Raw genomic sequence first — 24376 nt, 5'->3', positions numbered from 1 at the left:
TCATTAGCCTGCGACTAACGAACATGGAAATCCGTCATTTCCGCTACTTTCTCAGCGTCGCCCACCACGGCCACTTCACCCGTGCGGCCGAGCAGTTGGGCATCGCTCCGCCGACTCTGAGCCGGCAGATCCAGGACATGGAAAAGGAACTCGGCGTGCTGCTGTTCCAGCGCTCCCAGCGTGAGGTGCGCCTGACCGCCGCCGGCGAAGCCCTGCTGGCGGAAGCCGAACTCGCCGTGCGCCAGTTCGATGCCGCGCAACTGGGCGCGCAGCGCGCCGGGCGGGGTGAAACCGGGCATCTGCGCCTGGGCTACGTAGCCTCGGCGGCCTATTCCGGCGTGCTGCAGCAGCATGTCGAGCAGTTCACCCGCATCCTGCCAGCCGTAGACCTCGACATCAGCGAAACACCCATGGCGCAACTGCCGGCGCAGGTGCGCGACGGCGCGCTCGACCTCGCCTACGTACGCTCGCCAATGAACCTGCCGGAGGAGCTGGAAGCCATCGCGCTGCAGGAGGAAGGCTTCGTTCTCGCCCTCCCCGCCGCCTCGCGCCTCAACGAACTGCCGGAGATTCGCGCCGCCAGGCTGAGCGGGGAAACCTTCATCCTTCCAGAGCAGATATCAGGCACGCTGGAAGTCGCCAGCGCCGGCGGCTTTTCCCCGCGCCTGGGCCAGCAGCCGGGCAGCCTCGTCGCGGTGATCGCCCTGGTGTCCCTGGGCCGTGGCATTGCGATCGTTCCGGAATCGGTGGTCCGCCGGGTACAGCTGCCGCAGGTGAACTACCGTCCGCTCGCCGACTGCAGGCCGCGATCCTGGCTGTCACTGCTGCACCGGCGCTTCGAGAAATCACCGGTGGTGCGACGCTACATCGAACAGGTCAAGGGGCAGTCCGCCGACCACACCGCCAGCTCTCAGCCTTCCGGGTCGATGAAGTAGCACCACCGTCAGCCGGGGAATTCGAGGATCAAGGCGGCCAACAGCAGTGATCTGCTTGCTGTTCGGCCGCCCAGGAATCACTCGTTCGACCAGCGGCGGAACAGCACACTGGCATTGACGCCGCCAAATCCAAAGCCATTGGAGAGTGCGTAGTCGGTATGCAGCGTTTGTGGGCTGGTGGTTGCCAGGCGAAGCCCTGCAGCCAATGGGTCAGGGGTATGCAGGTTGAGCGTCGCCGGTGCCAATTGGTCCCGCAGCGCCAGCACGGTGAAAATCGCCTCGATCCCACCCGCCGCTCCCAGCAAATGCCCCGTGGAAGACTTGGTGGCACTGATGATCGGCGACGCTGCCCCCTGGAAGACCGCCTTGATGGCCGCCAGCTCAGCCTTGTCACCAACCGGAGTCGAGGTTGCATGGGCATTCAGGTGGCCTATCTGGCCTGGTGCTACGCCGGCCTGTTGCAGGGCTTTTCTCATTGCCCGCTGAGCCCCATCGCCGTCCTCGGGGCCGGAGGTGATGTGGTAGGCATCGGCACTCGTGCCATAACCCACTAGCTCGGCCAAGGGTTTGGCCCCGCGCGCCAAGGCGTGCTCAAGCTCTTCGATGACCAGCAGGCCGGCCCCCTCACTCATCACGAAGCCGTCGCGCGCCTCATCGAAGGGGCGCGAGGCCGTCTCCGGACTTTCATTGAAATCGCTGGCCAAGGTCCGCGCAGCCGCAAAACCGGCCAGGCTGACGCGATGGATAGCCGCCTCCGCGCCGCCACACAGCGCCACATCCACCTCACCGGCCAGGATCATGCGGGCTGCATCGCCGATGGCTTGGACGCCTGCCGCGCAGGCAGTGACCGGCGCCCCCAACGGCCCCTTCAGAGCATGGCGAATGGAAACCTGGCCGGCTGCCAGGTTGCTCAGAAACGAGGGAATAGTGAACGGCGACAGGCGACGCGGCCCCTTGCTGTCGGTCGTCCGCACCGCATCGGCGATCGCCGGGAAACCACCGATACCCGACGCGATGATGGTTGCGGTGCGCTCCTGGTCCTGCGCTGTGGCGGGCTTCCATCCCGCTTGCGCCAGCGCCTCCTCCGCCGCCGCCAGCGCAAAGAGGATGAAGCGATCCACCTTGCGCTGATCCTTAGCGGACAGCACCAGGTCCGGGTCGAACCCGCCCTCCGAATCCTCTTCAGGAGTCGGCACCTGGCCACCGATTCGCACCGAAAGGTCACCGATCAGCGACTCCGGAAGCTGGCGAATGCCCGACCTGCCCGCCAACAGGCGCTCCCATACCAGCTCCACGCTACAACCCAGCGGTGTAACGGCGCCCATTCCTGTCACAACGATACGTTTGCTCATCGAGGCCACTCCTTCGCGGCTGCTACCCTGTTGTACTGATGACGTCACTATCATAATGAAAGTAACATCCAATACGACAATCCCGACCACGAGCGCGAAGAATCGCCATGCAACGCAAGACAATGAAAGATGCAGAGTGCCCTGTGGCGCTCAGTCTCGAACACGTGGGCGAGTGGTGGAGCCTGCTGATCATGCGCGATGCCCTGCACGGCCTGACGCGCTTCGATGAGTTCTCCAGAAGCCTGGAGATCGCGCCGAACATGCTTACCCGCCGGCTCAATGCATTGGTGGAGGCGGGATTGCTGGAAAAGCGCGCCTACTCCACAAAACCCCTGCGCCATGAGTACATCCCGACGGAGTGCGGGCGAGACCTGAAGGCCGTGCTCTTCGCACTCATTGCCTGGGGCAACAAGCACTTTGCCGAGGAAGCACCCAGCGTCCAGGTAGTGGAAAAGGCAACAGGCGAGGTGTTGCAACCCATGATGGTCAATCCCGAATCGGGGCAGATCGTGCCATGGGAAGACTGCGCACTGAGCCATGGGCCCGGCGCCAGCCAAGGCATGCAGGAACGACTCCGGCATATTCGCAACGACTGGAAATGAGACGGGCAGACAGGCGCTGGCGCCCCGGAGGCCGAGGCTGCCCCGGCCTGGCCTATGGTCTTTGGCTGCCCCGCAGATACGGCGGTATCTCGCGCAGACGACTCAGCCCGCCGACCACACCGCCAGCTCATAGCCGTCCGGATCGATGAAGTGAAAGCGCCTGCCGCCGGGGAAGGCGAAAGTCGCGCGACTGAGGGTCGCGCCGGCGGCTTGCACGCGGGCCTGGGTCTGTTCCAGGTCGTCGGCATAGAGGATCACCAGCGGGCCACCGGGACGCACCGGCTCGCCGGTGGTGAAGCCGCCAGTGAGGCGGCCGTCGCTGAATTCCGTGTAAGTGGGGCCGTAGTCGGTGAAGGTCCAGCCGAAAGCGCTGCCGTAGAAGGCTTTACTGCGCGCGATATCGTTGACGTTGAACTCGATGTTGTCGATCTGACGGTCGTTTCCTCGGGTACCCATAGTCGCCTCCTGGCAAGTCATGTCGGCCTGATCCTACGGCAAATTGTCCACACAAAGCCTTCCGTATAGGTCAGCGGCATCGCTGTTGGCCATTTCAGGATGATTGAAGAATAATCATCGCGACTCAGCCAGATTCGCCACCATGCTCAATATCCCCCTCGCCAGCGTCGATGATGTCGACCGCGACGTCCTCGCCATCGGCACCGACTATCCGCTCGGCACGCTGCTCAAGCCCCACGCCCATCGCCGCGCGCAGTTCCTCTATGGCATGAGCGGGCTGATGGAGGTGGAGACCGAAGACGGCGCCTGGGTGATTCCGCCTTATAGCGGTGTGTGGATTCCCGCCGGCAAGCAGCATCGCGTACTGATGCGCGGCGTGAGCACGCGCAGCCTTTACATCGACCCGCGCGTGCCGGTGCGTGACACCCTGCTGTGCCAGGCGCTGACCGTCTCGCCATTGCTGCATCACCTGCTGCTGGCCAGCGTCGAGGTGCCGGCGCTGCACGACGAAAGCGGCCGCGACGGCGACCTGATCCGCCTGCTGCTCCACGAACTGCGCCAGGCCCCCAGCCTGCCGCTGTTCGCGCCGCTGCCGGCGCACCCGCAGTTGGCGGAGCTCTGCCGGAACTTCCTGCGAGCGCCGGATATCGGTGTCATTGCGGACCATTGGGCCGCCGACCTGCATTGCAGCACCCGCACCTTCAGTCGGCTGTTCCGCCAGCAGACCGGCCTGTCCTTCGGCGCCTGGCGCCAGCAGGCCTGCCTGCTCGCCGCCGTCACCCGTCTCGCAGCAGGCAACCCGGTCACCCGCGTGGCGCTGGAGTTGGGCTACGACAGCCCGAGCGCTTTTACCAGCATGTTCCGCCGCAGCCTGGGCGTGGTGCCCAGCTCCTACCAGGCAACGACGATTAGCCCGTAACGCCATTGGCGCAATTGGACGGAACCCTTGCCCGCCACCTCCTTCGATATGCATAGGCCGCATCCGTCGAAGGAGTCCACATGCACAACCTGGAAACCCCGACCCTGAAGCTTGGGCTGTTCAACCCCACGGGCAGCTTCAGCCAGGCGCTGATCGCCGGCGCCCTGCAGCGCCAGCACGAGGTCACCGTGCTGCTCGACGACCTCAACCGCCTGCGCGCCCGCCCCGGCCTGCGCTGCAAGCTGGGTAGCCTGGAGTCATCAGTTGTGGTCAGCGAAGCCGTAGCGGGGCTGGCTGCCGTATTCGCCTTCCTCGACGACCAGCCCGCAGAGGCCCTCCCGGCGCAGTGCGGCGCGCTGATCGACGGATGCTTGCGCGCGGAAGTACCGCGCTTGCTGCTGGTCGGCCACTGGAGCTGGCTGGTGGAACCCGCCGATGCGCAGCAGGAACAGCTCGGCGCCGGTCTGGCCCGCAGCCTGGAGGTAAGCGGCCTGGACTGGACGCTGGTGGAAGCCCCGCCAATGCCCGAAGGCCTACGCATAGACGACTTCAGCCGTGCCGGCGGCGATTCCTCCCAGGACTCCGCCCTGGCGCTCTCCTACGCCGAGGCGCTGCTGGACGAGATGCGGCTGGGCCTGCACAGCGGCCAGTGCCTGCGCCTGCGCAGCGGCGAGGGCTAAGGTGATGTCCGGGCCCGATGCACTCAGCCAGTTCCTCGGCGTCCTGCTCCTGGCGCTGGTCTTCAGTGCATTCATCCTGTTCGTGCGCGGCTACCGCCCGGCCGGCGTCAGCGGCCTCTGGTACGACCTGGTGCTGCTCTTCGTCGGCCTCTGGCTGGCGCTTTGGCCGGAACTGGGCAACTACCTGCAGTCCATGAGCGTCGCCAGCGCCATGGGTCTGCTGGCGGAGCTGCTGGCCACGCTGATGGGCGGGATTCTCGGCGCAGGAGTGGCCTACGCGCTACGTCGAAAAATGCGCGAGATCCGCAAGGACGGACCTCAAAAGCGCTGATCAGGCAACTCAGCCCCCGGCCATATCCAGCGCCGCCGCCTGCTCCTCCACCAACTGACGGAACAGCTCCAGCGAGCGCGAACGTGAATCGCTGCGCCAGATCAGCCAGGTGTTCAGCCGGGCAAAGTCGCCAACCATCGGCCAGGCACTGACCGAGGCGCTGCCGGGCATGTTGCTCAGCATGCTACGCGGCATTACCGCCAGGCCACCGCCGGCGCTCACGCAAGCGAGCATGCTGTGGTAGGACTCCAGCTCGCGGATCGCGCCGGGCGCCGCGCCGTCGGCGGCGAACCAGCGCTCGAAGTGATGGCGGTAGGAGCAGTTGTCGCGGAACACGTAGATCATCTCGCCGTCTGCATCGCTCCCACGGTGAATAGCGGCGTGATGCGAGGGCGCAACTACCAGCATTTCCTCATCGAACACCGGCACGCCCTCCAATGCCGGGTGCTTGATCGGCCCGTCGACGAAGGCGGCGATCAACTCGCCAGCGATTACCCCATCGATCATGTCGCCCGAAGGCCCGGTGGAGAGGTCCAGCTCCACCTTCGGATACTGCTGGTGGTAGCGCGCCAGCAGGCGCGGGATGCGCACCGCCGCCGTACTCTCCAGCGAGCCGATGGGGAAGCGGCCGGTGGGCTCCTTACCGGACACTACTACCCGCGCCTCTTCCACCAGGCCCAGGATGCGCGAGGCATAGACAAGGAAGTCGTGCCCGGCCAGGGACAGGCGCAGGCGGTTGTTCTCGCGGATGAACAGGTCGGCGCCAAGGTCCGCCTCCAGTTGCTTGATCCGCGTGGTCAGGTTGGAGGGCACACGGTGCATGGCCTGGGCGGCCGCGGCGATGCTCTTGTGGGCCGCCACGGCACAGAAGATTTCCAGCTGGACCAAGTCCACTTCATTCTCCATACGAGAGTGTAATCATCATTATTATTCAGTTTTCATAAGCATGATTCAACGCGAAACTGGCGTCACTCCCCTTCCACCCACCTTCCAGGAGCGAGCCATGAGCATTTCCCCGCAGACCCACGCGATCTCCCGCAACCCCGCCACTGGCGAGGTGATCGCCAGCTACGCCCTCGAATCCGTCGAGGCGCTGGAGCAATCCCTGGCCCGCGCGGCCCAGGGCTACGCCACCTGGAAGCGCACCCCGCTGGAACAGCGCGCTGCCGCCCTGGTACGCCTCGGCCAGGCCTTGCGCGCCAACGCCGACGCCCTTGCCGCCAGCATTACCGCCGAGATGGGTAAACCCATCACCCAGGCCCGTGGCGAAGTGGAGAAGTGCGCCGGCCTGTGCGACTGGTACGCCGCCAACGGCCCGCAGATGCTCGCCCCGGAGCCGACCAGCGTTGAGCATGAGCGCGCCTGGATCGAGTACCGCCCGCTGGGCCCGATCCTCGCGGTGATGCCGTGGAACTTCCCGATCTGGCAGGTGCTGCGCGGGGCGGTGCCGGCGCTGCTGGCGGGCAATACCTATGTGCTCAAGCACGCGCCCAACGTCATGGGCAGTGCCTACCTGATGCAGCAGGCGTTCCAGCAGGCGGACTTCCCGGCCGGCACCTTCGAGGTGATCAACGTCGGCAATGACCTGGTGTCCCAGGCCATCGGCGATGACCGCATCGCCGCCGTGACCGTTACCGGCAGCGTGCGCGCCGGCTCCGCCATCGGCTCCCAGGCGGGCGCTGCGCTGAAGAAGTGCGTGCTGGAACTGGGCGGCTCGGACGCCTTCATCGTGCTCGCCGACGCCGATCTCGAGGTGGCCGTGAAGGCCGCCGTCGCCGGGCGCTTCCAGAACTCCGGACAGGTCTGCGCCGCAGCCAAGCGCTTCATCATCGAGGACAGCATCGCCGACGTTTTCACCGAACGCTTCGTCGCGGCAACCCGCGAACTGGCGATGGGCGACCCGACCCAGGCGCAGACCTATATCGGCCCCATGGCTCGCTTCGACCTACGCGACGAACTGGATGACCAGGTGCAGCGCACCCTGGCCGAAGGCGCCACCCTGCTGCTGGGCGGCGGCAAGGTCGACGGCGCAGGCAACTTCTACCAGCCCACCGTGCTGGCCGACGTCACCCCGGACATGACTTCGTTCCGCGAAGAGCTGTTCGGCCCGGTGGCCTCGATCATCCGCGCGAAGGACGCCCGTCATGCGCTGGAGCTGGCCAACGACAGCGATTTCGGCCTGACTGCCACGGTGTTCACCGCCGACCTCGCCCGCGCACGGCAGATGACCGCCGAGCTGGATGTCGGTGGCGTGTTCATCAATGGCTACAGCGCCAGCGATCCCCGCGTGGGTTTCGGTGGCGTGAAGAAAAGCGGCTTCGGTCGCGAGCTGTCGCACTTCGGCGTGCGCGAGTTCTGCAACGCACAGACCGTCTGGGTCGACCGCCGCTAAGCGGTGAAAACACAGCGGCCCGCCTCGATGGCGGGCCGCTGTGCATTCGGCAGCCGCGTCAGATGGTCCGCGAAAAGCGCTCCTGCTGCCCGCCACCCAGGTAGGCATCGAAGGCCATGGCCACGCTGCGCATCATCAACTGGCCCTGGGGCAGCAGCACCAGGGCGTCGTCGTGCAGCTCGATCAGGCCGTCGCCGGCCTGCTCCTGCAACCGCCGCAACGCGTCCTCGAAGTACTTGCCGAAGCGGATGCCATGACGCTCCTCCAGCGGGGTGTAATCCACTCGTCCATGGCACATCAGCGCGCTGATCACCTCGCGGCGCAGGCGGTCGTCTTCGGTCAGGCGATAGCCCTTGTGCACCGGCAACAGGCCTTCATTGATCCGCGCGTAGTACTGCGAAAGCTCCTTCACGTTCTGCCCGTAGGTATCGCCGACCTTGCTGATGGACGACACGCCCAGGGCGATCAGGTCGCAATCGGCATGGGTCGAGTAACCCTGGAAGTTGCGCTGCAGAGTGCCGTTGCTGCGGGCCACGGTGAGCTCGTCATCCGGCAGGGCGAAGTGGTCCATGCCGATGTAGACGTAGCCCGCCTCGGTCAGGCGCTGGATGGTCAGCTCCAGAAGTTCGAGCTTGCGCTCCGGTGGCGGCATGTCTTCACGACGGATCAGCCGCTGCGCGCGTACCCGTTCGGGCAGGTGGGCGTAGCTGTAGGCGGCGATGCGGTCGGGGCGCAGGGCGATGATCTTGGATAGCGTGGTATCGAAGCTCGCCACGGTCTGCAGCGGCAGGCCGTAGATCAGGTCTACCGAGACCGACTTGAACTTCGCCTCGCGGGCCGCCTGCACCAGGTCGAAAACCTGCTGCTCGCTCTGCACGCGGTTGACCGCTTGCTGCACCTGCTCGTCGAAATCCTGCACGCCGAAGCTCAGCCGGTTGAAGCCCTGGGCGCGCAGTTCAGCAATGCGCTCGCGGCTGATGGTGCGCGGGTCGACTTCGATTGAGAACTCATGGGCATCGCTCTCATCCAGGTTGAAGTGCTGGCGCAGGCTGTCCATCACCTCGCCCAGCTGCTCGCTGGTGAGGTAAGTCGGCGTGCCACCGCCCAGGTGCAGCTGGGTGAGCTTGCGAGTGCCGTCGAACAGCACCGCCTGCATGGCGATTTCACGCTTGAGGTAATCCAGATACTCCACGGCGCGGTGGGTCTTCTGGGTGATGATCTTGTTGCAGGCGCAGTAGTAGCAGAGGCTCTTGCAGAACGGGATGTGGATGTACACCGACAGCGGCTTGGCCGCGCTCCCGTTGCCAGGGTGGTTGCTGCGCTGGGCGGCCGCGCGATAGTCGTCGGCGGCGAAGGCAGCATGGAACTGCGGCGCGGTGGGATAGGAGGTATAGCGCGGGCCGGGACGGTCGTACTTCTCCACCAGCGCGCGGTTGAAATTCATCGATTCGGGCATGACACGGGCTCCTGAGGCGCTGGCAGTCTGTCGCTGCGAGTCGCCGCCGCACGATACACCGCCCAGGCTACGCGCCTCCTGCGCGGGATCAAGAAGTTACATCGTGTTCCCGGCGCTCGGCAGCTCCCGGCGCGTCAGGATCCGTCCCGACGGATTGTCGAGATGAAGCTCGTGGGAATCGACATCAGCAGGATGTAGGCCGATACCGTCAGCATCAGGCCGCCGCTGCCCAGCAACAGGTAGCGGCGCTCCTTCACCACGGTCATGTCCAGGCCACCGGAGAAGAGAATCCAGCCAAGCCCCGCCAGGGCCACGGTGAACAGGATGGCAATCAGGTAACTGGCGACTACGATCAGGAACCAGAGTGGGCTCCAGCGCCGGCGCGACGGCTTTTCCATGGTGTCGGGCCTCCCAGCCCCACTGCAAACACTCGCAAACCTGCGCAGTGTGCTGGCCAATGGCCTCACTGGCAATGCGACCAAAGCGGGTGTCGGGCTCGCCAGCGGCGCCAAAGCCCGTAGCAGGCGGCCTGAAACCGACCGGATGAAGTCGCTCGGCGTACCGGAAAGCCACCAAGGGCGCTTACAATCACGGTTTTTCACCGCAAGTGCAGTACGGTTAGAAAATGGCGCTCGACCCACCCACCATGTTGACCATCACGGTCGCCCTCGCTGCGGCCGCAGCGCTGTACCTGGCCATCGAATGGCGCAGCGTGCGCGAACGCTCCCTGCTGTTCTGGAGCGCAGGCTTTGCCACCATCACCATCGGCTCCACCCTCGCCCTGCTGCGCATGAGCGGCTACCTGCTGGTGGGCATCTGGTTCGCCAACGGCCTGCTGGTGCTGGCGCACTGGTTCTTCCTCAGCGGCGTGGCGAAGTTCACCGAAGCGCGGCTGTCGCGGGGCTGGCTGCTCGTACCTCTCGTATGGGCGGCACTGCTGGCGCTGCCCGAAGGCGGCCCGCTGTGGTCCAAGCTGATGCTGCTGGCCAACTCCTGGCTGGTCGCCCTGCTCTCCCTGCGCGCCAGCTACCTGCTGCGACCCCACGGAAAATCCCTGAGCGTGGGCGCGGTACAGCTGCGCTACGTGATGCTGGTGCACGGCGCCTTCTATCTGGCCAAGGGCGCGACGGTAATCATCCCCGGCACGCTGATCGACTTGGCCGCCTTCCGTGGCGAAATCATCCAGATTTCCCTGGTGGAAGGCGCGATGGCGGTGATGCTGATTGCCCTATCGATGACCGGCAGCGAGCGCTACCGCCGCGAGAAGCGCATCGCACGTCTTGCCGCGCGGGACCCGCTGACCGCCCTGTACAACCGCCGTGCGCTGGAAGTCCGCGCGCCTCGCGTGTTCGAGGACATCTCCCCGGAGCGCCCCGGCGCACTGTTGCTGATCGATATCGACAACTTCAAGCAGGTCAACGACCTGCACGGCCACACCGCCGGCGACCGCCTGCTGGTGGCGCTCAGCGAGATGATCCGCGCCTTGCTGCCCGAGCGCGCGGTGGCGGCACGTCTGGGCGGTGACGAGTTCGTCATCCTGCTGAGCAATGTCGCCGGTGCGCAGGTCATGGAGCTGGCCGACAAGCTGCGCGAGCAGTTCCACGTCACCGCCACGCAGAACTTCCCCACGCCCCAGGCGGTGACCCTGAGCATCGGCGCCAATCTGTTCGACCAGCCGCCGGCCAGCCTGGCCGCACTGATCGAGCAAGGCGATGCCGCGCTCTACGAATCCAAGCGTGGTGGCCGCGACAGCATCCGCCTGATGGATCGCACGGTTGCCGGTGGCGACCCGCTGCGGCTGGGCTGACTCACGCTGATGTGAGCGACGCGGCCGCACCGGGCACGCCGTGGGGCAACTTCAGCCGCGGCGCGCCGGCGCCGCGTACTGGGGCATGGTGATGCAGCCGATATTGCCGCCGCCCAGGAGGATCTCCCGCGAGTTATCGATGCCGATCACGCGCTTGCCCGGGAACAGTTCGGCCAGCACGCCCTGGGAGATGCGGTCGTTCGGGTCGTTGAAGAACGGCATGACGATGGCCGAATTGCCGGTGTAGAAGTTGATATAGGAGGCGCAGATTTTCGTGCCCTCCTGGCGGTCGAAGCTACCATCGACCTGGTCCAGGCCCTCGGCTTCGGCGGCGGTCCACTCCAGCACCTGCGGCTGTGGAAGCTTGTGCACCTCCAGCGCATTGCCACGGGCGTCGCGGGCGCTGCGCAGCACGTCGTAGGCCTCCTGGTAAATTTCCCACTGAGGGTCACTGCGGTCGTCCGTCCACTGCATCACCACCACGCCCGGCCGCACGAAGCACGCCAGGTCGTCGACGTGGCCGTCGGTCTCGTCGAACTTGCAGCCGCGCGGCAGCCAGATGACGTGCTCGGCGCCCAGGTAGTCGCAGAGCCTGCGGGTCACTTCCGCCTTGCCCAGGTGAGCGTTGCGATTAGGGTTGAGCAGGCATTGCTCGGTGGTCAGCAGAGTGCCCTGGCCGTCGCTGCGGATACTCCCCATCTCGGCGATGATCGACGCGCGATAGCGATCGAATCCTTCTATCTCAAGGATTTTCTGCGCGATCTGATCATCCTTGTCCCAGGGATAGTAGAGACCGCCATCGAGGCCGCCGTAGGCATTGAACTGGAAGTCCACGCCGCGCATCTCGCCCGTTTCATCATTGACCAGGAAGGCCGGGCCGCTGTCGCGGAACCAGGTGTCGTTGCAGGTCATTTCCACCACGCGCACGTGCTCGGGGAGCATGCGCCGGGCATTGGCGTATTGCGCGGCGGAAGCGCAGACGGTGACCGGCTCGCTGCTGGCGATCGCACTCACGACTTCTACCCAGACTTTCTGCGCCGGCTTGCCGCCATTGCGCCAGACATCCGGCCGCTCCGGCCAACCCAGCCAGCAGCGGGCCTTGGGTTCGAATTCGCCGGGCAGGCGGAAGCCGTCGGCCTTGGGCATTGTCGAGTGAGTGCGGGACATCGGGGTTCTCCGGATTCAGGGGTGGAATGACCCCAGGTTGCCGGCCCGCCGTGGCGGAAACCAATGATGAATTTCGCGGAATACCTGAATTGAACTCATCATTTCACAGGAAAAATGATGAGCCCATCAACGATAGATAAATACCCACAGCCTTGACCTGTAGGAGCGAGCTTGCTCACGAACGGCTCCTCTCCTGGGCAATGGCGTCAAGCGGGTTCGCGAGCAAGCTCGCTCCTACAAAAGAAGCTCCGGCGGCGTACTCACATGTCGTTGAGCTGGTCGGTAAACCATTCGATGAAATCCGCCACCGCCGGCTTCTCCAGGCGCAGGCGCTCGCAGACCAGGGCGTATTGCCCCAGCGAGGTGATCTGCGCGGCAAAGGGCCGAACCAGCCGGCCGCTGGCCAGGTCCTCGGCGCTGGTGAGGTTGTCGCCGATGGCCACACCTTGCCCACGCACTGCTGCCTCCATGGTCAGCCCGGCATGGCCGAGGTAGACATGGCGGCTGGGGCGGATGTCACTGGCGTGGGTAGTCAGCCAGGCGGTCCAGGACTTGCCGTCCTGATCGTCGTGCAGCAGGCAATGGCGGGCAAGGTCGCGCGGGTGCTTGAGCGGCGACTGGTTGAACAGGCCGGGGCTGCACACCGGGAAGAACTGCAGGGTCGGCAGCGGCCGCACGAAATAGCTGCTGGCATCCGCCGGGCCGGTGCCATAGATGATCGCCAGGTCCATCTCGGCAGCCGGGCCTGGCGCCTCCAGCGGCTGCTCATGCAGATGCAGGATGATTTCCGGGTACCGCTCGGCAAAGTCCGCCAGCCGGCCAACCAACCATTTCTGCGCCAGCTCTACCGTCACCGCAATGTGCAGTTGCGCCTGGGAGCCGGGGTCGCGCAGCTCATCGCACGCCGTTCCGATCAGCTCGAAGGCCTGCTGCAGGCTGCGCAGCAAGCGCCGCGCCTGGGCGGTGGGCTGCACCTGGCGGCCCTGGCGCTCGAACAGCGTCACCCCCAACTGCTCTTCCAGTTGGCGAATCTGGTGGCTGACCGCGCTGTCGGTGACGCACAGCTCGGCAGCGGCGCGGCCGAAATGCGCGTGGCGGGCGGCGGACTCAAAGGTGCGCAGGGCGGTGAGTGAAGGCAGGCGGCGCATGAGCGGTCAGTCTTTTCGAAGGGTGGCGGCCGGCATGCTGACCGACGCGCAGCCCCCAGCGCAAGGCGCACACCACAGAACCAACCCTTCGCAGGCATGGGTCCTTTCTCGCCAGGCGCCGCTCTGCCAGAACCGCCATGAAGCCTGGCGGCGAGGCCTCAATAGCGAGCAATCGAGGGCAGCGGACTGGAGGGCTACTCGTCACGCGCATTTTTGTGTCGTGGACCACGTATTAATCGCGTGTTGAAGCAAAACCCAGGTTGCATATCCCGACTCGTTATCTAGGCTCATCGCTACGACCGAATCCCCCAGGGATTGCGAGCTCGACGTCTCCAGACCGCATTCGGAGCGAGTGCCTTTCACGGGCTGCAACGCCGTGCACGCCAGCCAGGGATCAGCAGGGGATGCTCGATGACAAAAGAACGACCAGGTACTAACAAGGCCTGCCGCGCCCTCGTTGCGACATCGCTTTGCGTGCTGTTTTCCAGCTCCGCCTCTGCCGGCGGCATCATGATCTACGAAGCCGGGCAGGAAGGCATGGGCCTGGCCAACGCAGGGGCAGCTGCACTGGCCACCGATCCGAGTGTGCTGATGAGCAACCCGGCCGGCATCGCGCAGCTCAAGGGCACACAGGTCAGCGCCAATGCCCAGGTCATCCTTGGCGAATTGCGTTTCTCGCGCGACGGCAACAACCAGTTCGACGGCAACGAAGGCGGCAATGCCCTTGAGTGGCTGCCGGGCGCAAGCCTGTTCATCAGTCACCAGATCGACGACCGCTCGGCCGTCGGCTTCGGCATGTACGGCAACTTCGGCCTGGCACTGAATTACGACGACGACTGGGCAGGCCGCTATTTCAGTCAGGAAACGGCCATCATCGGCGTGTCGTTCCAACCGACCATCGCGCACAAGTTCACCGATGACCTCACCATCGGCATCGGCCCGCGCATCGTCTACGGCTACTACCGCACCGAGATGGCCATCAACAACAACCTGCTCGGCCTGCGCGACAACCCCGACGGCCAACTGGAGTTCAAGGACACCGACGTCGGCGTCGGGGCCAACCTCGGCCTGCTCTACAGCCTCAGCGAAAGCACCCAGATCGGCCTTGCCTACACCAGCAAGGTAAAACTGGAGTTCGAGGACAGCCCGGACGTGCGCAAGGTCAGCAACCCGATCATCAATGCCGCATTGAACCGCTTGGACGTGAGCTCGCTGGAGCTCGACGTGAATATCCCGCAGACGGCGACCCTGAGCATCGCCCACCAGCTGGACCCGCAGTGGAAGCTGCTGGGCAGCCTGGGCTGGCAGGATTGGAGCGAGTTCGGCGAGATCGGCGTGGACGTGGACGCCAACGCAGGTGGGGTGGATCGCACCGTCGACCGTCAATACAAGGACACCTGGCACGCCTCCATCGGAGCCCAGTACCAGGCCAACCCGCGGCTGCGCTGGAGCATGGGCCTGGGCTACGACAGCTCGGCAGTGGACGACAAGGACCGCACCGTCGACAACCCGATGGGTGAGGCCTGGCGCGTGGCGACCGGGGTCAACTACCAGCTCGAAGAAGGGCTGGACCTGCACCTTGCCTACACCCTGGTCTGGATGGGCGACATGGATGTCGAGCAGACCAAATCGCGCTCCGGCGAAACGCTTTCCGGCACTTACCGCAACGCTGCCCTGCACATCATTGGAGGCGGTGCGACCTGGCGATTCTGAGCAAGAGCAACGCGCCGGCAAGAGCGCGGCCCCGACACTATCGATGCAGTACCGCCCAAAAGGAGCAATGCAATGAACTGGAAACTCCTGGCCATGCCGCTGTGCGTGGCCACCCTGACCCTCACCGGTTGCGCCAGCAAGTACGTGGAGCCGGAGAACTATTCCGGCTTCCTCAAAGACTACAAAGTGCTCAAGGAAGAGAAATCTCCCTCCGGCGCGCCGGTGATGCGCTGGATCAAACCTGGCATCGACGTCAGCCAGTTCACCAGTGTGTACGTCGAGCCGAGCCAGCTCTATCCGCAACCACAACCCAGCGAGAAGATCCCGCAGAGCACCCTGGAAGGCATCACCAAGTACTATGACCAAGCGCTGCAGACGCAATTCTCCAAGGCCCTGCCCCTGGCCAGCGGCCCCGGCCCGGGCGTGCTGATCGTGCGGCCGGCGATCACCGCCGTCAGTGCTTCAACCAAGGGCCTGCAGCCCTACGAGGTGATTCCGATTGCGCTGATCGCCGCCGGCGTCAGCACCGCTACCGGTATCCGCGACCAGGACACCAGCATCGCCACCGAAGCCGCTTTCCTCGACGGCAGCAACGGCACGGTGGTCGCCCAGGTGGTGCGCAAGGGCGCCGGCACCGAGCTGGAAAACTCCTCCCAGGTCATGACCGCCAACGACGCCAAGGCCCTGCTCGATGGCTGGGCGCGGGACATGGTCAAGTCCTACGAGCAGTTGAAGCACAAGTAACCCGATGCCCCGGCATGGCCTGCCCCACCGCAGGTCATGCCGTGCAAGCCAAGGTCCAGGGCGATGCGGGCAAGCTCGATGAACTGATGAGTTACATCGACAACGTCGACTTCTGCTTCAGCATCGTAAGGCGCAAACCCGAAACACTGGAGGCCCTGACTACCAGGCGGTCGGCACCTCGACCTACGGCAACGTCTACGGCGCCCCGCGCAACTTCATGCTGAGCGTGCGCGCAACGTACCGAGGAGCGCGCCTTCATCAAAGCTTAATCTCGCGCCAGCAAACTGAACCCAGTCACCAATGGTGCGTGACCCATGAATGCTGCCTGTTTCAGGCAGCATTTTTTTTGCCCGAAAAATGCTGCCACCCTGCTCTGGCTTCCGGACAACCCGGCAGATTGCTGCTATATGCCTTGAGGCACGCGCTCGCGCGCAGCCCTCCACTTGCGCTTTCGTATGGATACCGGCATGCCGATCCACCGCTCCAGTACCCTCCTGGCCAGCAGCCTGGGCCTGACCGCCGCCATCAGCGCCCTGTCACTCTGGGCCATCCTGGAAATGCGCCACGACGCCCTGGAAGTCGCCAGCGCCAACGGCCACAACATTGCTTTGCTGGTGCAGCGCGACATTCAGCGCAACCTCGACCTCTACGACATGACCCTGATGGCCGTGGTGCACGCCCATGCCCAGCCCGAAGTGCGCGCACTCTCCGGCGAGGTGCGCGAGTCTCTGCTCAAGGACTACACCGCCCCGACCCATGGCATGGGCTCGGTATTCATCACCAATGCCCAGGGCGTGGCCACGTTCAACTTCGGCAAGGAAATCCCCGCGCGTATCGATCTCTCCGAGCGCGAGTATTTCCAGGCCCAGCGCGAGGCCAGCGGCAACCAACTGTTCATTGGCCACCCCTACATTCCCTACTCCAGCAACGCCCGCAGCAGCATCGCCCTGAGCCGACGCCTGGAACGCGAAGACGGCAGTTTTGCCGGCGTGGTTGGCGCCAACCTGGAATTGAACTACTTCCGCGAGCTCTTCAGCGGCCTGAACCTTGGGGAAGGTGGCACGGTCAGCCTGCACATGCGCGATGGCACGCTGCTCGCGCGCTGGCCCGATTCGCCGCCCGCCGGCACCCTGGCCAGCGCCTTCGAGCGCTACCTCGCCAGCGGAGAGGAGACCTTCTTCGACATCGGCAGCGATGGCGAAAAGCGCTGGCATGACTTCCGCCCGGTGGAAGGCTACCCGCTGGTGTTCAGCGTGGCCCTGCCCTCGACGGAGATCTACGAGGACTGGTACTGGCGCGGCGGATTGATCGCCCTGTTGGGCCTCGCCCTGGATGGCACGGTGCTCGGCCTGGCGCTGATTGCCCTGCGCCATATGCGCGAGCGCGACCGCCAGGAGGCCGAATTGCGGCTGGCCGCCAGCACCGACCCGCTGACCGGCCTGAACAACCGCCGCGCCTTCGACCTGCGTGCCGGCCACGAGTGGTCGCGCTACCAGCGCAGTGGCGCGGCGCTGTCGGTGATGCTGATGGATATCGACAAGTTCAAGGCCTACAACGACCACTATGGTCACCCCGCCGGCGACGCCGCACTGAAGACGGTGGCGCAGGTGATCGCCGAATGGACCCGGCGCCCGGCCGATTGCGCGGCGCGCTTCGGCGGCGAGGAATTCGTCGTGCTCCTGGGCGACAGCGAGGAGGCCGACGCCCTGGAGCTGGCCGAACACATCCGCGCCGGCCTGCAGGCCCTCGCCGTGCCTCACGAACACGGCCCGCTGGGCGTTATCACGCTGAGCATCGGCGTGGCCAGCACCTCGCGGTTCAACCCGGCCGGCTGGGCCGAGCTGCTGCAATCGGCCGATAGCGCGCTGTACCAGGCGAAAAACAGCGGGCGCAACCGTGTGGTCGCTTTCGGCTCCGAGACGGTCAACGCGCCTTAGGCGGTTCAGCGCAGGCTCAGCACCTTCAGCTCGCACTCGAAGAGAAACTCGAACGCCTCCACCTGGCGCAGCGCATCGCTCATGCGCGCTCCCCAGGTGTACAGGCCGTGGCCACGAATCAGGTAGCCGGGGCAGTCCGGATGTGCATCGAGCCAGGGCTGCACCTGCGTCGCCAGACGGGCAATGTCCTGGTCGTTATCGAAGATCGGCACGGTCACGCGGCCTTCATGGGTGCTGACGCCGGCAAAGGCTTTCTGCAGCTCGTAGTCCTCCAGCTCGAGGCGATCCCCCCGCGTCAGGCGTGACAGCACGGTGGCATTCACCGAATGCGTGTGCAGCACCGCACCGATCTCCGCGCGCCAGGCATAGAGCTGGGTGTGCAGCAGGGTTTCCGCCGAAGGCCTCTTGCCCGGCTCCAGGCTGTTGCCCGCCAGATCGGTTTCCAGCACATCGTCTTCACCCAGCTGCCCCTTGTGCTTGCCGGAAACGGTGAGCAAGGCACGATTGCTGGCCAGACGCGCCGAGTAGTTGCTACTGGTGGCCGGCGACCAGCCCCTGCCGTAGAGGAAGCGGCCGGCTTCGATGATCTGCCGGGTGAGTTGTGGGCGGGAGTCAGTCATGGAGAGGCCGGGCAGTGAAAAACAGGTCGACACTCTAGCGATGGCCACTCATCGCTCTAAATACCGTTATCGCATGAGGTCATAACTCCCGGACTCCCACGCCAGAGCGATGCGTGCGGATACTCGGAGTTGAAATCGCGCAGCGGACTCTTAGTCCGCCATGAGGATTTTTATACTTTAAAATTATAAAAACCAGTGAAAATCATATTGGTATATACCAAATCTTCTGCCGTGGAATACGCCCCATCGCAGTCATCGGCCGCCGGCCGTTTTGGAGAAAGGTTTCATGTTCGCCCTGAGGGTCATGCTCGAATACTTCCACCCCTGGCCCAACTCGGCCGGTTTCTACCTCGCCCGTGAACGCGGCTGGTACCGCGAAGCGGGGCTGGACGTGGAACTGGTGGTGCACGACCCCTATCACGGCGACACCCTGGAGCACCTGGCGCGCGGCGCCGCCGCGTTCGGCGTATTCCCCAGCAACCGCCTGCTGGTGCGCCGCGAGCTGGGCCAGCCGCTGCTGGGCGTGGCGGCGATCAACCATCGCGGCCTGGAGTCGATCCAGACCCTCACCGACAGCGGCATCCGCCGCCCGCGCGACCTGCAGGGCAAGCGCCTGGCGCTCAACCCCACACCGCGCGGCCTGGCCATGGTGCGCCATCTGGTAAGCCAGGACGGCGGCGATCCCGATGCAGTGGAGCTGGTGGATGCCGGCTTCCGCGAGCTGCGCCCCGAGGACCTGGCCGCCGGCCTCGCCGACGCCAGCTTCGGCGGCTACTGGGCCTGGGAGGCGCTGCTGCCCAGCTCCATCGCCAACGAGCGCCGCGTGGTGCTGCCGGTGGACGAGATCGGTGCCCCGCCCTACCACAGCTACCTGCTCGGCGCGCGGGAAGACTGGCTCGACGCCAACGCCGACATCGCACGGCGTTTCCTCGCGGTCACCGCGCGCGGATTCCTCGCGGCAGCGGCCGAGCCGGAAGCCGCACTACCAGTCTACGAACGTACCATTCCCTACTTTCCCCGCGAGATGCTGGCAGAATCGCTGCGGCGCATCGCGCCCAGCTGGCTGCATCAGGGCCGCTGGGGCGAACAGCGCGAAGAGCTGCTGCAGCCCTACGCCCAGTGGCTGCATGAATACGGTGTGCTGCGCGACCCGGAAATCTGGCGCGGCGCCACCAGCAATGCCTGGCAAGTGGAGACCCCAACATGACGAAACGCCTGAGCCACGGCATGGGCCTGGAGCCGGTGGAGGCCGACTGGCCGGCACTGACCGAAGCGGAGGCCGCAGCGCTGCTGCAAGGCTTCCCGCAGGCCGGCGCCGATGCCCGGCTGACCTGGCACAGCCCGCGCCCCTTCTCCGCCGCCGCGCTGGTGGAGACCGCCAGCGGCCCGCTGTTCGTCAAACGCCATCACCCGAGCGTGCGCACGGCTGATTGGCTGGCGGAAGAGCATGCCTTCCTCGATAACCTGGCCCGACGCGGCGCACCCGTGGCGCGGGTACTGCGTGATCAGCAAGGCCACAGCGCTATCGAACGCGACGGCTGGACCTACGAAGTCCACGAGAAAGCCCAAGGCCTGGACTTGTATCGCGATGCGCTGTCCTGGACACCGTTCCAGCACAACGCTCATGCCTTCGCTGCCGGCGCCGCGCTGGCGAAACTGCACCGCGCCGCCGAAGGTTTCGACGCACCCTCGCGCACTGCCGGCGTGCTGCTGAGCAACCTGAAACTGTTCGGCGCGCCGGACCCGCTGGCCGCCATCGAAGCAACTTTCGAGCGGGCGCCCGCCCTCGCCGAGTACCTGCAGGCACGCCCCTGGAAGGAGACGCTCAGCGAGTTGCATCTGCCGCTGCAACGCGAACTGTTGCCCTACCTGCAACGCCAGCCGGCGCTGTGGACCCACAACGACTGGCATGCCTCCAACCTGCTATGGAGCGAGGACAGCCCGCAGGCGCAGGTGGTCTCGGTGCTGGACTTCGGCCTGAGCGACCGCAGTTTCGCGCTGTTCGACCTGGCCACTGCCATCGAGCGCAACCTGGTGCCCTGGCTGGAGCTGGACCAGGGCCGCGCGGCCATAGCCGACCTCGATGCCCTGGACGCCCTGCTGCAAGGCTATGCCAGCGTACGCCCGCTGAGCCGCGACGACCTGCTCGCCCTGGCGGCGCTGCTGCCGCTGGTGCACGCGGATTTCGCGCTGTCCGAAGTCATCTACTTCCACGGCATCCTCGGCTCGGCCGAAAGCGCCTCGCTGGCCTACGACAACTACCTGATCGGCCATACCCGCTGGTTCCTCGAAGCCGAAGGCCAGCGCTTGCTGAATCACCTTCGCCAACTGGCCGCCAGGGTGAACTGAGATGAACCAGCCCCTCGTCACCGTCGATTGGCTGGCCGCCAGCCTGGACGACCCGCGCCTGTGCCTGCTGGATGCCAGCGTGGAGCTGGCCGCCCCCGAGTCCGACGGCGACTACCGCGTCGAGAGCGGCCACGCAGGCTGGCTCGCCGGGCACATTCGCGACGCACGCCATGCCGATCTGCTCAACGACCTGGCCGATCCGCAAGCGTCCTTCAGTTTCGCCCTGCCTGACCCGCAAAGGGCGAAGGATGCCCTGCGGAAACTGGGCATTCACGACGATTCGCTGATCGTGATCTACGACCGCAGCGACGGCTTCTGGGCGGCGCGCCTGTGGTGGATGTTGCGCAGTCTGGGCATCGACGCGGCTGTGCTGGATGGCGGGCTGCGCGCCTGGATCGCTGCCGGTTTTTCGCTGCAACAAGGCGAATCTGTCGAGGTGGAAAGCGGCACTTTATCGAGCCCGGCGAAGTACCGGGAGGGCTTCTGGATCGACCGCCACGACGTTGAGCAAGTCGTGGCTGGCAAAGCTGACGGCACGCTGGTCTGCGCCCTGTCCGCCGCCCTGTTCGACGGCAGCGCCGTCACCCGTTACGCCCGCCGTGGGCACATTCCCGGCAGCCGCAACCTGCCGGCGCGCACCCTGTTCGACGACCACGGCCACTACCGGCGCGGCGCGGCACTGGATGAGGCCCTCGCCGGGCTGCACCGGGCCGACCCGCCGCTGTTGCTGTACTGCGGTGGCGGGATCTCCGCCGCCGCCCTCGCCCTGGCGCTGACTCTGGCCGGAGAGACGCGGGTCGCGATCTACGACGGCTCGCTGCAGGAGTGGGCCGCAGAGCCCAACCTGCCATTGACCACCGGAGCATCTCCGGCCTGACAGCCCCTCCACGGGCCAACCCGTTTCACATCCAAGGCCATCCGTTTCGCGCGGGAGGGGCTCGGCCCCGTGCATTCCCGGCGCACGCCCCGGCGATTTTCAGGAGCGTTCCATGCAGTACCTGCCGCGCCCCGCGCGCACGAGATTTCCCCTCAGCCTGCTGACCCTGGCCGTGCTGCTGGCCAGCGGTCCCGGCCACGCCGAAGATGTCACGACCCTGGATACTGTCACGGTGATCGGCCACGACACCGAGAGTTACGCCAGCAATCGCGCCTCGGTCGGCGGCTTCGGCGAAGCCCCGCTGCTGGACACGCCAGCGTCCATCTCGGTGTTCAACCAGGCCCTGCTCAAGGACCAGCAGGCGCGCCTGCTCAGCGACGTGCTGAAGAACGACGCCTCCACCGGCGAGGCCTACGCACCGGTGGGCTACTACGAGAACTTCGAGATCCGCGGCTACTCGCTCAACGCCGCCAGCAGCTACAAGATCAATGGCCGCACCATCACCGGCGAGCAGAACGTGGCGCTGGAGAACAAGGAACAGGTCGAGGTGCTCAAGGGCCTGTCCGGCCTGCAGAGCGGCGTATCCGAACCCGGCGGGGTGATCAACTACGTCACCAAGCGGCCCCAGGACGTGCGCTCGGTGACCCTCGGTACCGACGACGAAGGCGGCCGCTATGTCGCTACCGACGTCGGTGCCTGGCTCGGCAGCGAGCAGACTGTCGGCGTGCGAGTGAACCTCGCCCACGAGGACTTGCGCTCCTACATCGACCACACCGATGGCAATCGTGACTTCGCCTCCCTGGCGCTGGACTGGAACCTCTCGCCCAACGCCCTCTGGCAGTTCGACGCCGAATACCAGAACCGTCGCCAGCCCTCGGCGCCCGGCTACCAGTTGCTCGGCGGCACGGAGCTGCCCCACGGCATCGACCCGCACGATCGACTCGGCTACCAGAGCTGGGCCGACCCGGTGCGCATCGAGTCGCTGAATCTCAACACACGCTTCGAGTACCGCTTCGACGACGCCTGGACCGGTACCCTCAGCGCCTCGCGCAGCCGCGTGGTGATCGACGACTACAGCGCCTTCCCCTGGGGCTGCTACGGCGCGGTCAGCTGCGCCGATTCCGCCGTGCCGAACTACTTCAGCCCGGAGGGCGACTACGACCTCTACGACTTCCGCAGCCCTGACGACACCCGCCGCAACGACGAGCTGGAAGCCGCCCTGCACGGTCAGTTCGCCACCGGCTGGCTACGCCACGAGCTGACTGTCGGCACCTCGGCCTTCCGCCGTGTGCTGGACAGCCGCCCGGAGCTCAACGAATGGGTCGGCACCGGCAACATCTACACCGGCATCGGCGCCGTGGAGCCCTTCGACGGCGAGCCCGGCCACAGCTATCGCCACCTCGACAGCCGCCAGTACGGCCTGTTCGCCAGCGACCGCATCTCCTTCAATGACCAATGGCAGGTCGTGCTGGGCGGGCGCCAGGTGCGCCTGGACGAACGCACCTTCGACAGCGACGGCGACACCACCCGGCATACCCGCCGCACGGAGTTCCTGCCCAACGGCGCGGTGATCTTCAAACCGCGTGCGGACATCTCGATCTACGGCAGCTACAGCAAGGGCCTGTCGCTGGGCGGCGAAGCGCCGTGGTTTGCCAGCAATGCCGGCGATACCCTGGCGCCCACCTCCTCGCGCCAGGTCGAGTTCGGCATCAAGCAGGAACTGCCCGGCTTCGACTGGAGCGCCGCGCTGTTCCAGATCCACCAGGCGTACCAGTTCGCCCGGCCCAACGGCGACGGCACCTTCACCTACGTGCAGCAAGGCCAGCAGAAGAACAGCGGGCTGGAGTTGTCCGCCAGTGGCCGGGTAACCTCCGCGCTGCAATTGAGCGGCAGCGTCGCGGCGATCCGCTCGCGGGTGGTCAACAGCGGTACCGACGACTACGAAGGGCACCAGGCGATCAACGTCCCGCGCCTGCGCGCCAGCCTGCAGGCGGACTATGCGCTGGCCGGCGTGCCGGGGCTTTCGCTGCTCGGCGCGGCGCGCTACAGCGGTGCCAAGTACGCCGACCGCGATGGCGCGGTGGAGGTCGGCGGCTACACCGTCTATGACGCCGGGGCACGCTTCAGCACGCGCATCGGCGACTACCCGACCGTGCTGCGGCTGAGCGTCGACAACCTGTTCGACAAGCGCTACTGGCGCGATGTCGGTGAATATTTCGGCGACGGCTACCTGTTCCAGGGTGCGCCGCGCACGGCTCGCCTGACGGCGAGCGTCAACTTCTGAGGTAAGCGCAAGATGTCTGCTCTGGAAATCATCGCGGTGATCGTCAACGTGCTCGGCGTCTGGCTTACCGCCCGGCGCATCCGCTGGTGCTGGCCGGTGAACGTGGTGGCAGTGCTGCTCTACGCGTGGATATTCTTCAGCGTGAAGCTCTACTCCGACATGCTCCTGCAGCTGGTCTTCGTGGTGCTGCAGTTCTACGGCTGGTGGCAATGGAGCAAGGGCGGCAGCGACCACGGCAAGGTGCGCGTCGAACGCCTGCCCTTCTCCACCGCTCTCACCAGCTGCCTGGCCGGTGCGCTGGGCGCCCTCGCCCTGGGCTGGGCGATGCACACCCACACCGACGCCGCCCTGCCCTGGATGGACGCCGCGCTGACCGCCTTCAGCCTGGTGGCGAGCTTCTGGGCGGCGCGCAAGTACGTCGCCAGCTGGTGGCTGTGGATCATCCTCGACGTGCTCTACACCGGGGTCTTCCTCTACAAGGCGCTGTACCTCACCGCCGGACTCTACGCCGGCTTCGTGGTGCTGGCGATCTACGGCCTGCTGGCCTGGCAGCGCGAACTGCATGACCAACCGCCCAGCGCTCCGGCACTGGCCGGCAACTCCTGAG

At 65.8% G+C, this 24376-nt stretch carries 23 protein-coding genes; 15 read left to right on the top strand and 8 right to left on the bottom strand.

From position 1 onward, the window contains the following. The first annotated feature begins 23 nt into the window (after positions 1–23). Entirely contained in the window at positions 24–935 is a 912-nt protein-coding gene (locus AC2T4A_RS17180) for a LysR family transcriptional regulator (RefSeq protein ID WP_486741304.1), read from the top strand. A 77-nt stretch (positions 936–1012) separates the two neighbouring features. Here the strand turns inward: AC2T4A_RS17180 and fabF are convergent, their stop codons facing one another. After that, complete coding sequence (gene fabF / locus AC2T4A_RS17175; RefSeq protein ID WP_486741303.1) at positions 1013–2287, bottom strand: beta-ketoacyl-ACP synthase II; 1275 nt, start codon at positions 2285–2287, stop codon at positions 1013–1015. A gap of 107 nt (positions 2288–2394) precedes the next feature. Here fabF and AC2T4A_RS17170 point away from each other — a divergent pair, with 107 nt between their 5' ends. Then, the gene (locus AC2T4A_RS17170) at positions 2395–2889 is read left to right on the top strand and encodes a winged helix-turn-helix transcriptional regulator (RefSeq protein ID WP_486741302.1); all 495 of its coding nucleotides are present in this window, start codon (positions 2395–2397) and stop codon (positions 2887–2889) included. Between the two features lie 102 nt (positions 2890–2991). Here AC2T4A_RS17170 and AC2T4A_RS17165 read toward each other — a convergent pair whose 3' ends face one another. Continuing rightward, positions 2992–3345 (bottom strand): VOC family protein, encoded by a 354-nt coding sequence (locus AC2T4A_RS17165; protein ID WP_486741301.1) that lies wholly within the window; start codon positions 3343–3345, stop codon positions 2992–2994. Positions 3346–3487: 142 nt separating this feature from the next. Between AC2T4A_RS17165 and AC2T4A_RS17160 the strand changes: the two genes are divergently transcribed. The 3 genes from AC2T4A_RS17160 (at position 3488) to AC2T4A_RS17150 (ending at position 5275) form a co-directional block, all read left to right on the top strand. Beyond that, complete coding sequence (locus AC2T4A_RS17160) at positions 3488–4264, top strand: AraC family transcriptional regulator (RefSeq protein WP_416752154.1); 777 nt, start codon at positions 3488–3490, stop codon at positions 4262–4264. An 80-nt stretch (positions 4265–4344) separates the two neighbouring features. Then, the gene (locus AC2T4A_RS17155) at positions 4345–4944 is read left to right on the top strand and encodes an NAD(P)H-binding protein (RefSeq protein WP_486741300.1); all 600 of its coding nucleotides are present in this window, start codon (positions 4345–4347) and stop codon (positions 4942–4944) included. Between the two features lie 4 nt (positions 4945–4948). After that, on the top strand, positions 4949–5275 hold the full coding sequence (locus AC2T4A_RS17150; RefSeq protein WP_486741299.1) for a hypothetical protein: 327 nt from the start codon (positions 4949–4951) through the stop codon (positions 5273–5275). Positions 5276–5284: 9 nt separating this feature from the next. Here AC2T4A_RS17150 and ptrR read toward each other — a convergent pair whose 3' ends face one another. Further along, positions 5285–6169, bottom strand: a complete 885-nt coding sequence (ptrR, locus tag AC2T4A_RS17145) for a putrescine utilization regulator PtrR (protein WP_478379179.1) — start codon at positions 6167–6169, stop codon at positions 5285–5287. 109 nt (positions 6170–6278) lie between these two features. On the opposite strand from ptrR, the gene AC2T4A_RS17140 reads away from it, so the two are divergent. Continuing rightward, positions 6279–7667, top strand: a complete 1389-nt coding sequence (locus tag AC2T4A_RS17140; protein ID WP_486741298.1) for an aldehyde dehydrogenase family protein — start codon at positions 6279–6281, stop codon at positions 7665–7667. A gap of 58 nt (positions 7668–7725) precedes the next feature. Here AC2T4A_RS17140 and hemN read toward each other — a convergent pair whose 3' ends face one another. Beyond that, the gene (gene hemN / locus AC2T4A_RS17135) at positions 7726–9123 is read right to left on the bottom strand and encodes an oxygen-independent coproporphyrinogen III oxidase (RefSeq protein ID WP_486741297.1); all 1398 of its coding nucleotides are present in this window, start codon (positions 9121–9123) and stop codon (positions 7726–7728) included. A 134-nt stretch (positions 9124–9257) separates the two neighbouring features. Further along, positions 9258–9521 (bottom strand): hypothetical protein, encoded by a 264-nt coding sequence (locus AC2T4A_RS17130; RefSeq protein ID WP_416752145.1) that lies wholly within the window; start codon positions 9519–9521, stop codon positions 9258–9260. A gap of 227 nt (positions 9522–9748) precedes the next feature. On the opposite strand from AC2T4A_RS17130, the gene AC2T4A_RS17125 reads away from it, so the two are divergent. After that, positions 9749–10930, top strand: coding sequence for a GGDEF domain-containing protein (locus tag AC2T4A_RS17125; RefSeq protein ID WP_416752143.1), 1182 nt, complete (start codon positions 9749–9751; stop codon positions 10928–10930). Positions 10931–10981: 51 nt separating this feature from the next. Here AC2T4A_RS17125 and aguA read toward each other — a convergent pair whose 3' ends face one another. Both aguA and AC2T4A_RS17115 read right to left on the bottom strand, forming a co-directional pair. Further along, the gene (gene aguA / locus AC2T4A_RS17120) at positions 10982–12097 is read right to left on the bottom strand and encodes an agmatine deiminase (protein WP_486741296.1); all 1116 of its coding nucleotides are present in this window, start codon (positions 12095–12097) and stop codon (positions 10982–10984) included. A gap of 260 nt (positions 12098–12357) precedes the next feature. Further along, the gene (locus AC2T4A_RS17115; protein WP_486741295.1) at positions 12358–13245 is read right to left on the bottom strand and encodes a LysR substrate-binding domain-containing protein; all 888 of its coding nucleotides are present in this window, start codon (positions 13243–13245) and stop codon (positions 12358–12360) included. Positions 13246–13656: 411 nt separating this feature from the next. Here AC2T4A_RS17115 and AC2T4A_RS17110 point away from each other — a divergent pair, with 411 nt between their 5' ends. The 3 genes from AC2T4A_RS17110 to AC2T4A_RS17100 all read left to right on the top strand — a co-directional run bounded on the left by AC2T4A_RS17110 (position 13657) and on the right by AC2T4A_RS17100 (position 17639). Continuing rightward, positions 13657–14958 (top strand): OmpP1/FadL family transporter, encoded by a 1302-nt coding sequence (locus tag AC2T4A_RS17110; RefSeq protein WP_486741294.1) that lies wholly within the window; start codon positions 13657–13659, stop codon positions 14956–14958. A gap of 72 nt (positions 14959–15030) precedes the next feature. Further along, complete coding sequence (locus tag AC2T4A_RS17105) at positions 15031–15702, top strand: DUF3313 domain-containing protein (RefSeq protein ID WP_416752135.1); 672 nt, start codon at positions 15031–15033, stop codon at positions 15700–15702. A 467-nt stretch (positions 15703–16169) separates the two neighbouring features. After that, positions 16170–17639, top strand: a complete 1470-nt coding sequence (locus tag AC2T4A_RS17100; protein ID WP_486741293.1) for a sensor domain-containing diguanylate cyclase — start codon at positions 16170–16172, stop codon at positions 17637–17639. Positions 17640–17644: 5 nt separating this feature from the next. Here the strand turns inward: AC2T4A_RS17100 and AC2T4A_RS17095 are convergent, their stop codons facing one another. Continuing rightward, positions 17645–18259 (bottom strand): methylthioribulose 1-phosphate dehydratase, encoded by a 615-nt coding sequence (locus tag AC2T4A_RS17095; RefSeq protein WP_486741292.1) that lies wholly within the window; start codon positions 18257–18259, stop codon positions 17645–17647. 286 nt (positions 18260–18545) lie between these two features. Between AC2T4A_RS17095 and AC2T4A_RS17090 the strand changes: the two genes are divergently transcribed. The 5 genes from AC2T4A_RS17090 (at position 18546) to pnuC (ending at position 24375) form a co-directional block, all read left to right on the top strand. Continuing rightward, the gene (locus tag AC2T4A_RS17090) at positions 18546–19466 is read left to right on the top strand and encodes an ABC transporter substrate-binding protein (RefSeq protein WP_486741291.1); all 921 of its coding nucleotides are present in this window, start codon (positions 18546–18548) and stop codon (positions 19464–19466) included. Continuing rightward, positions 19463–20608, top strand: a complete 1146-nt coding sequence (locus AC2T4A_RS17085; RefSeq protein ID WP_486741289.1) for a phosphotransferase enzyme family protein — start codon at positions 19463–19465, stop codon at positions 20606–20608. Before AC2T4A_RS17090 ends, AC2T4A_RS17085 begins: the two co-directional genes overlap by 4 nt. 1 nt (position 20609) lies before the next feature. Beyond that, the gene (locus AC2T4A_RS17080) at positions 20610–21485 is read left to right on the top strand and encodes a sulfurtransferase (protein ID WP_416752125.1); all 876 of its coding nucleotides are present in this window, start codon (positions 20610–20612) and stop codon (positions 21483–21485) included. Between the two features lie 112 nt (positions 21486–21597). Further along, complete coding sequence (locus AC2T4A_RS17075) at positions 21598–23769, top strand: TonB-dependent siderophore receptor (RefSeq protein WP_486741288.1); 2172 nt, start codon at positions 21598–21600, stop codon at positions 23767–23769. Between the two features lie 12 nt (positions 23770–23781). Continuing rightward, positions 23782–24375 carry a nicotinamide riboside transporter PnuC gene (pnuC, locus tag AC2T4A_RS17070; RefSeq protein WP_486741287.1) on the top strand — a complete coding sequence of 198 codons (594 nt, stop codon included), beginning with the start codon at positions 23782–23784 and terminating at the stop codon, positions 24373–24375. Position 24376: the final 1 nt, after the last annotated feature.

The sequence above is a fragment of the Pseudomonas sp. PVC-3-1 genome, from assembly GCF_057444315.1.
This window is presented reverse-complemented; position numbering and strand designations above follow the sequence as displayed.